The following is a 6,076-nucleotide window of genomic DNA, read 5'->3' on the forward strand; positions in this document are numbered from 1 at the left end:
CTGCCCTACTGTTAGTGTGAGGGCAGCACCAAGCACACTACTAAGGACATCCGTCCAGGGGACCAGTATGGCGAATAACACCGGCGGCGACAGCAAAAACACCCTTTATTGCAGCTTCTGCGGCAAGAGCCAGCACGAGGTCCGCAAGCTGATCGCAGGACCGACCGTATTCATATGCGATGAATGCGTAGAACTGTGCATGGACATCATCCGCGAGGAAACGAAGTCGGCGGGCCTGAAGGCCAGCGAAGGCGTTCCGACCCCGCGTGATATCTGCAACGTGCTGGATGACTACGTGATCGGTCAGGAACATGCGAAGCGCGTTCTCTCGGTTGCGGTCCACAATCACTACAAACGCCTGCATCACACCGGCAAAGGCGAGATCGAACTGGCGAAGTCGAACATCCTGCTGATCGGCCCGACCGGTTGCGGTAAGACCCTGCTTGCCCAGACGCTCGCCCGTATCCTCGACGTGCCGTTCACGATGGCTGACGCAACCACGCTGACCGAAGCCGGTTACGTGGGCGAAGACGTCGAGAACATCATCCTCAAGCTGTTGCAGGCTTCGGAATACAACGTCGAGCGTGCTCAGCGCGGCATCGTCTACATCGATGAAGTCGACAAGATCACCCGTAAGTCGGACAACCCGTCGATCACCCGTGACGTTTCGGGCGAAGGCGTACAGCAGGCTCTGCTGAAGATCATGGAAGGCACCGTTGCTTCGGTTCCGCCGCAAGGTGGCCGCAAGCACCCGCAGCAGGAATTCCTGCAGGTCGACACCACGAACATCCTGTTCATTTGTGGTGGCGCGTTCGCGGGCCTCGACCGGATTATCGCGCAGCGCAACAAGGGCACCGCGATGGGCTTTGGCGCTGACGTCCGCGAGGACGACTCGCGCGGCATTGGTGAGATCTTCAAAGAACTCGAACCCGAAGATCTGCTGAAGTTCGGCCTCATCCCCGAATTCGTCGGTCGTCTGCCGGTCCTCGCGACCCTGACCGACCTCGACGCGGATGCGCTCGTGATCATTCTGACCCAGCCCAAGAACGCGCTGGTCAAGCAGTACCAGAAGCTTTTCGACATCGAAAACGTCCAGCTGACCTTCACCGAAGATGCGCTGCTCGCCATCGCCAAGAAGGCCATCGAGCGTAAGACCGGTGCACGTGGTCTGCGTTCGATCCTCGAAGACATCCTGCTGGAAACCATGTTCGAACTGCCGGGCATGGAGAATGTCGAAGAAGTCGTCGTCAACGAAGAGGCTGTTGGCCCCGGTGCCAAGCCGCTGATGATCTTCTCCGACGGCAAGAAAGAAAAAGAGCCCGCAACTGCTGGCTAAGAGACAGGCCTCCTTCGGGAGGCCTTTTTCATTTCCGCCTCCGAAGTCTCTTGCGCGGTCCTGCCTTTGGTCGTAACGGCAAATCGACTTTCGGAGGATTTTCCATGACCATGAAGCGCGTTTTCACCGGCAGCCCGTTCGAAGAAAAGATCGGCTACTGCCGTGCCGTCGTTGCGGGCGGTTTCGTCCATGTTGCGGGTACCGTAGGGCAGGGCGACGACGTTGTTGAGCAGTGCAAGGCTGCCCTCACCACGATCTCCAACGCTCTGACCGAGGCGGGCAGCGACCTGTCGAAGACCGTCCGCGTGACCTACTACCTGCCGGACGCCGCAGAATTCGAGCCCTGCTGGCCGGTTCTGCGTGAAGCTTTCGGTGCCAACCCGCCGGCTGCGACGATGATCGAGGCGAACCTTATCGATCCGAAGTTCCGCATCGAGATCGAAGTGACTGCACTGGCTGGCTAAAAGCGGCGTGGACCGGCGTGCGGCACTGGACGTTTGCCGGTCTTTCCGCCATAACGCCAAAGACGATTTAAGGGAGCCGATCATGGGCGTTCTGAGAACAGTTCTTCGCGCACTCACTTGGTGGGACAGCCAAACTATTGGCACCCAGCTGTTTACTTGGCGCCACGGCGTCAAAGTCGGTGAGGACGAGCAGGGCAATATCTTCTATCGCAACAAGGATGATTCCCGTCGTTGGGTCATCTACAATGGCGAAGTCGAAGGTAGCCGCATCGCGCCGGAATGGCATGGCTGGCTGCACCGCACTTGGGACAAGCCGCCGTCACTCGACCCGCTGGCCCACAAGGCATGGGAAAAACCGCACCAGGAAAACCTGACCGGTACGCCGAATGCTTACGCTCCGGTCGGTTCGATCCGCCGTGTCCAGCCCGCCGAGCGCTCGGACTACGAGGCATGGCAGCCCGAGTAAGGGCTGCATTCTGCTATGAGCAATCACACTGGTGAAGCTGTTGTCGGCGGCGTCGTTATTGCGGCGGCCGTCGGATTTTTGTTTTACGCCTCGCAATTTGCGGGCATGGGCGGGGCGTCCAGCTACCCGCTGACCGCGAGCTTTCGCTCGGTCGAAGGCGTTACCGTCGGCACTGACGTGCGTATGGTCGGCGTCAAGATCGGCTCCGTTTCCGACCTCGCTCTCGATACCGAGATGTTCCGCGCCACCGCCACCCTGATGGTTCAGGATGGCATTCCGGTCCCGAACGACAGCACTGCGGTCGTTGCGTCCGAAGGTTTACTTGGCGGCAACTACGTGGAAATCCTGCCGGGTGCGTCCTACGATAACTACGAACCGGGCCAGGAAATCTTGGATACCCAAGGTTCGGTCAGTTTGATGAACCTGCTGCTTCAATACGTGGCTGGTGATGGTGGGAGCTCGAGCAACTAATGCTGCGTCGTATCGCAATCGCACTGGCCTGCGTGGCCGGAACCATGGCCGCGGCCGAGCATGTCGCAGAAGCGGGCGGCGGCTCCGTCCGCGTGCTGGACAAGATCACCGGCGTTGTGACCGACCTCGAATTGCAGGTTGGACAGGAAGGCCGCGTGGGGCTGCTTGGCGTGACGATGGGCGATTGCCGCTATCCGATCGATAACCCGTCGGGCAACGCATTTGGCTACCTCACGGTACTGTATCGCGACGACCAGAAGCCCGCGTTCCAAGGCTGGATGATAGCGTCAGCCCCTGCGCTCAACGCGATGGACCACCCGCGTTACGATGTCTGGATGTTGCGCTGCAATAATTCCTGAGCGCTCGGGACCGTTTCCGCTCTGTCAAAATCCCCATCTATTTCGAGGGCTACCGCAAGGAGCCCGCGATAGTGCGCGCGTGACACCTCGATTGCGCCCAGCGTGGCGAGGTGGGGTGTCAGGAACTGCGTGTCGAACAGCGTGAAGCCGCCTTGGTTCAGGCGGTCCACCATCCACGCCAGTGCCATCTTTGACGTATCGGTGCGGCGCGAGAACATGCTCTCGCCAAAGAACGCGCCACCGAGCGCAACGCCGTAGCAGCCGCCGACAAGCGCGTCGCCTTCCCAAACCTCGACCGAGTGCGCCACTCCAGCCTCGTGGAGCTGGCCGTAGAGGCGAAAGATCGTCTCGCTGATCCAAGTCTCGTCACGGTCGGCGCAGCCCTGCACGACCTCGTAGAAAGCCGTGTCGAACGTCACGTGATAGCCGTAACGGCGCATGGAGCGGGCGAGTGAGCGCGATATGTGGAAGCTGTCCAGCGGTATGATTCCACGACGTTTCGGGTCGACCCAGAAAACTTCCGGATCGTCCTTGGATTCGGACATGGGAAAAACACCGCTCGCATAGGCATGGAGCAGCAGTTCCGGAGTCAGTGGTGGGGTCTGGTCACGCATCAGATGTAAATGACTAGCAATGTCTGATGATACAAGTTTGAGGCGATCTGAAAAAAACGCCAGTGCCCTTAAGTATCAACACATCCGCGTGTGTATGGCGTTACCTGCGGCCTGAAGCATCTTTTTGCGCCAAAAGCGTAGGTTCAAGCCAATTGTTCTGCCATTGGAAGAATGCCCCCGCCGATGGCAGGGGCATGTCTTTTAGCCGAGGTTCTTTTCCAGCCACTTTTCCAGCCAGTGGATGTTGTAGTTACCGGCTTGGATATCCGGTTCGGCGAGCAGTGCGTCGAACAGCGGTGTGGTGGTTTCGATGCCATCAACGATCAGTTCGCCGAGCGCACGGTAGAGACGCGACAGCGCTTCCTGACGGTCGGCACCGTGAACGATGAGCTTGCCGATGAGGCTGTCGTAGTACGGCGGGATCGAATAGCCCTGATAGAGCGCCGAATCCATTCGTACACCAAGTCCGCCGGGCGCGTGGTACTGCGTGATCTTGCCGGGGCAGGGGGCAAAGTTCGGCAGACGCTCGGCGTTGATGCGGACTTCGATCGCGTGGCCGCGAATGTGCAGATCGTCCTGCGTGAACGACAGGGTGTTACCGGCGGCAACGTTGATCTGTTCGCGCACGAGGTCCACACCGAAGATCGCTTCGGTCACGGGGTGTTCCACCTGAAGGCGGGTGTTCATCTCGATGAAATAGAACTCGCCATCCTCGTAGAGGAATTCGATGGTACCCGCGCCGGAGTACTTCATCTCTGCAATCGCGTCAGCGCAGATTTTGCCGATGCGTGCACGCTCTTCTTCGGTGATGCAGGGGCCGGGGGCCTCTTCCAGCACCTTCTGGTGGCGACGCTGGAGCGAACAGTCACGCTCACCGAGGTGAACGCCGTTGCCCTGACCGTCGCCGAAGACCTGAATTTCGATGTGACGCGGCTTCTGGAGGTACTTCTCCATGTAGACTTCGTCGTTACCGAATGCGGCTTTGGCTTCCGAACGGGCGGTACGGAACGCGGTTTCGAGTTCCTTCTCGTCCTTGGCAACCTTCATACCGCGGCCACCGCCACCGGCGGTCGCTTTGATGATGACCGGATAGCCCATATCGGCAGCGGCCTTTCGGGCGCTTTCGATGTCGGGAACGCCGCCGTCAGAACCCGGAACGCACGGAATGCCGAGGTTCTTCGCGGTTTCTTTCGCGGTGATCTTGTCGCCCATCATGCGGATGTGGGCAGCCGACGGACCGATGAAGGTCAGGCCGTGATCTTCGACCACCTGAACGAAGTTGGCGTTTTCGGAAAGGAAGCCGTAACACGGATGGATCGCCTGCGCGCCCGAGATTTCGCACGCCGAAATAATGGCGGGGAAGTTCAGGTAGGACTGACCCGAGGGGGCAGGGCCGATGCAGATGGCTTCGTCTGCCATACGGACATGCATCGCGTCGGCGTCAGCGGTGGAGTGGACCGCAACCGATTTGATGCCCATCTCGCGGCAGGCACGGACGACGCGAAGGGCGATTTCGCCGCGGTTCGCGATGAGGATTTTGTCGAACATGGGCAGGCCCTTATTCGATGATGACGAGCGGAGCGCCGAATTCGACGGGCGAGCCGTCTTCGACCAGGATACGCTTCACGGTGCCGGATTTCGGCGACGGGATCTGGTTCATGGTCTTCATCGCTTCAACGATGCAGAGCGTGTCGCCCTCTTTGACCTGAGCGCCAACGGTGACGAACGCAGCAGCGCCCGGCTCGGCGGCCAGATAAGCGGTGCCGACCATCGGTGAGGTAACGCAGCCCGGGTGGCTCGACGGATCGTCATTCGACGCAGCCGGAGCGGCGGGTGCAGCGGCAGCAGCCGGTGCGGGGGCAGCAGCCGGAGCCGGAGCGGCAGCGGTGACATTGGCAACAACCTGGGTCTGACGGCTCACACGGACGTTCAGACGGTCGTTCTCGCCGTATTCACGCTTGACCTCGAGTTCGGTCAGATCGTTGGAGCGCAGCAGTTCCGCCAGTGCCTGAATAAAGCTGACGTCGCTGTCGTGGTTGGTTTGGTTGCTCATTTTTTCCTCGGCTTTAGCCATAAATCCTAGATGCCCTAAGGGCAGCAATTGGATCAGGCTTATACGCCAATGAAAAGGGGCTGCAAAGGACCGTGTACCGCTTTTGTGATCGCGGACGGGAAAAGGGCCCGACTGTCAAGTCGGGCCCGCAAGATTATTTCTGGTTATGAACCGAGTTCGCAATAAGATCATCCACGACCGACGGGTCGGCCAGCGTGGAGGTATCCCCCAGTGCTCCGGTGTCGTTTTCGGCGATTTTGCGCAGGATGCGGCGCATGATCTTGCCGGAGCGGGTTTTCGGCAGGCCGGGGGC

The 6,076-nt window shown here is 59.8% G+C and carries 8 protein-coding genes; 5 read left to right on the forward strand and 3 right to left on the reverse strand.

Features of this window, described 5'->3' with window-relative positions; genetic code table 11:
* The first annotated feature begins 67 nt into the window (after nucleotides 1-67).
* The 5 genes from clpX to HCZ30_RS02825 all read left to right on the forward strand — a co-directional run bounded on the left by clpX (nucleotide 68) and on the right by HCZ30_RS02825 (nucleotide 3,096).
* Nucleotides 68-1,336, forward strand: a complete 1,269-nt coding sequence (gene clpX / locus HCZ30_RS02805; protein ID WP_167636235.1) for an ATP-dependent Clp protease ATP-binding subunit ClpX — start codon at nucleotides 68-70, stop codon at nucleotides 1,334-1,336.
* A gap of 104 nt (nucleotides 1,337-1,440) precedes the next feature.
* The gene (locus HCZ30_RS02810) at nucleotides 1,441-1,800 is read left to right on the forward strand and encodes a RidA family protein (RefSeq protein ID WP_167636236.1); all 360 of its coding nucleotides are present in this window, start codon (nucleotides 1,441-1,443) and stop codon (nucleotides 1,798-1,800) included.
* Nucleotides 1,801-1,882: 82 nt separating this feature from the next.
* Nucleotides 1,883-2,266 carry an NADH:ubiquinone oxidoreductase subunit NDUFA12 gene (locus HCZ30_RS02815; protein ID WP_167636237.1) on the forward strand — a complete coding sequence of 128 codons (384 nt, stop codon included), beginning with the start codon at nucleotides 1,883-1,885 and terminating at the stop codon, nucleotides 2,264-2,266.
* Nucleotides 2,267-2,281: 15 nt separating this feature from the next.
* Entirely contained in the window at nucleotides 2,282-2,737 is a 456-nt protein-coding gene (gene mlaD, locus HCZ30_RS02820) for an outer membrane lipid asymmetry maintenance protein MlaD (protein ID WP_167636238.1), read from the forward strand.
* Complete coding sequence (locus tag HCZ30_RS02825) at nucleotides 2,737-3,096, forward strand: DUF2155 domain-containing protein (protein ID WP_167636239.1); 360 nt, start codon at nucleotides 2,737-2,739, stop codon at nucleotides 3,094-3,096. Before mlaD ends, HCZ30_RS02825 begins: the two co-directional genes overlap by 1 nt.
* Here the strand turns inward: HCZ30_RS02825 and aat are convergent.
* From aat to accB, 3 genes are all read right to left on the reverse strand, one after another.
* Complete coding sequence (gene aat / locus HCZ30_RS02830; RefSeq protein WP_167636240.1) at nucleotides 3,060-3,710, reverse strand: leucyl/phenylalanyl-tRNA--protein transferase; 651 nt, start codon at nucleotides 3,708-3,710, stop codon at nucleotides 3,060-3,062. The genes HCZ30_RS02825 and aat overlap by 37 nt on opposite strands.
* Before the next feature lie 201 nt (nucleotides 3,711-3,911).
* Nucleotides 3,912-5,258 (reverse strand): acetyl-CoA carboxylase biotin carboxylase subunit, encoded by a 1,347-nt coding sequence (gene accC / locus HCZ30_RS02835; RefSeq protein WP_167636241.1) that lies wholly within the window; start codon nucleotides 5,256-5,258, stop codon nucleotides 3,912-3,914.
* A gap of 10 nt (nucleotides 5,259-5,268) precedes the next feature.
* Nucleotides 5,269-5,763: an acetyl-CoA carboxylase biotin carboxyl carrier protein gene (gene accB, locus HCZ30_RS02840; protein ID WP_167636242.1), complete on the reverse strand. Its 495-nt coding sequence runs from the start codon at nucleotides 5,761-5,763 to the stop codon at nucleotides 5,269-5,271.
* Nucleotides 5,764-6,076: the final 313 nt, after the last annotated feature.

The organism is Marivivens donghaensis, from assembly GCF_011806565.1.
Lineage (GTDB): Bacteria > Pseudomonadota > Alphaproteobacteria > Rhodobacterales > Rhodobacteraceae > Marivivens > Marivivens donghaensis_A.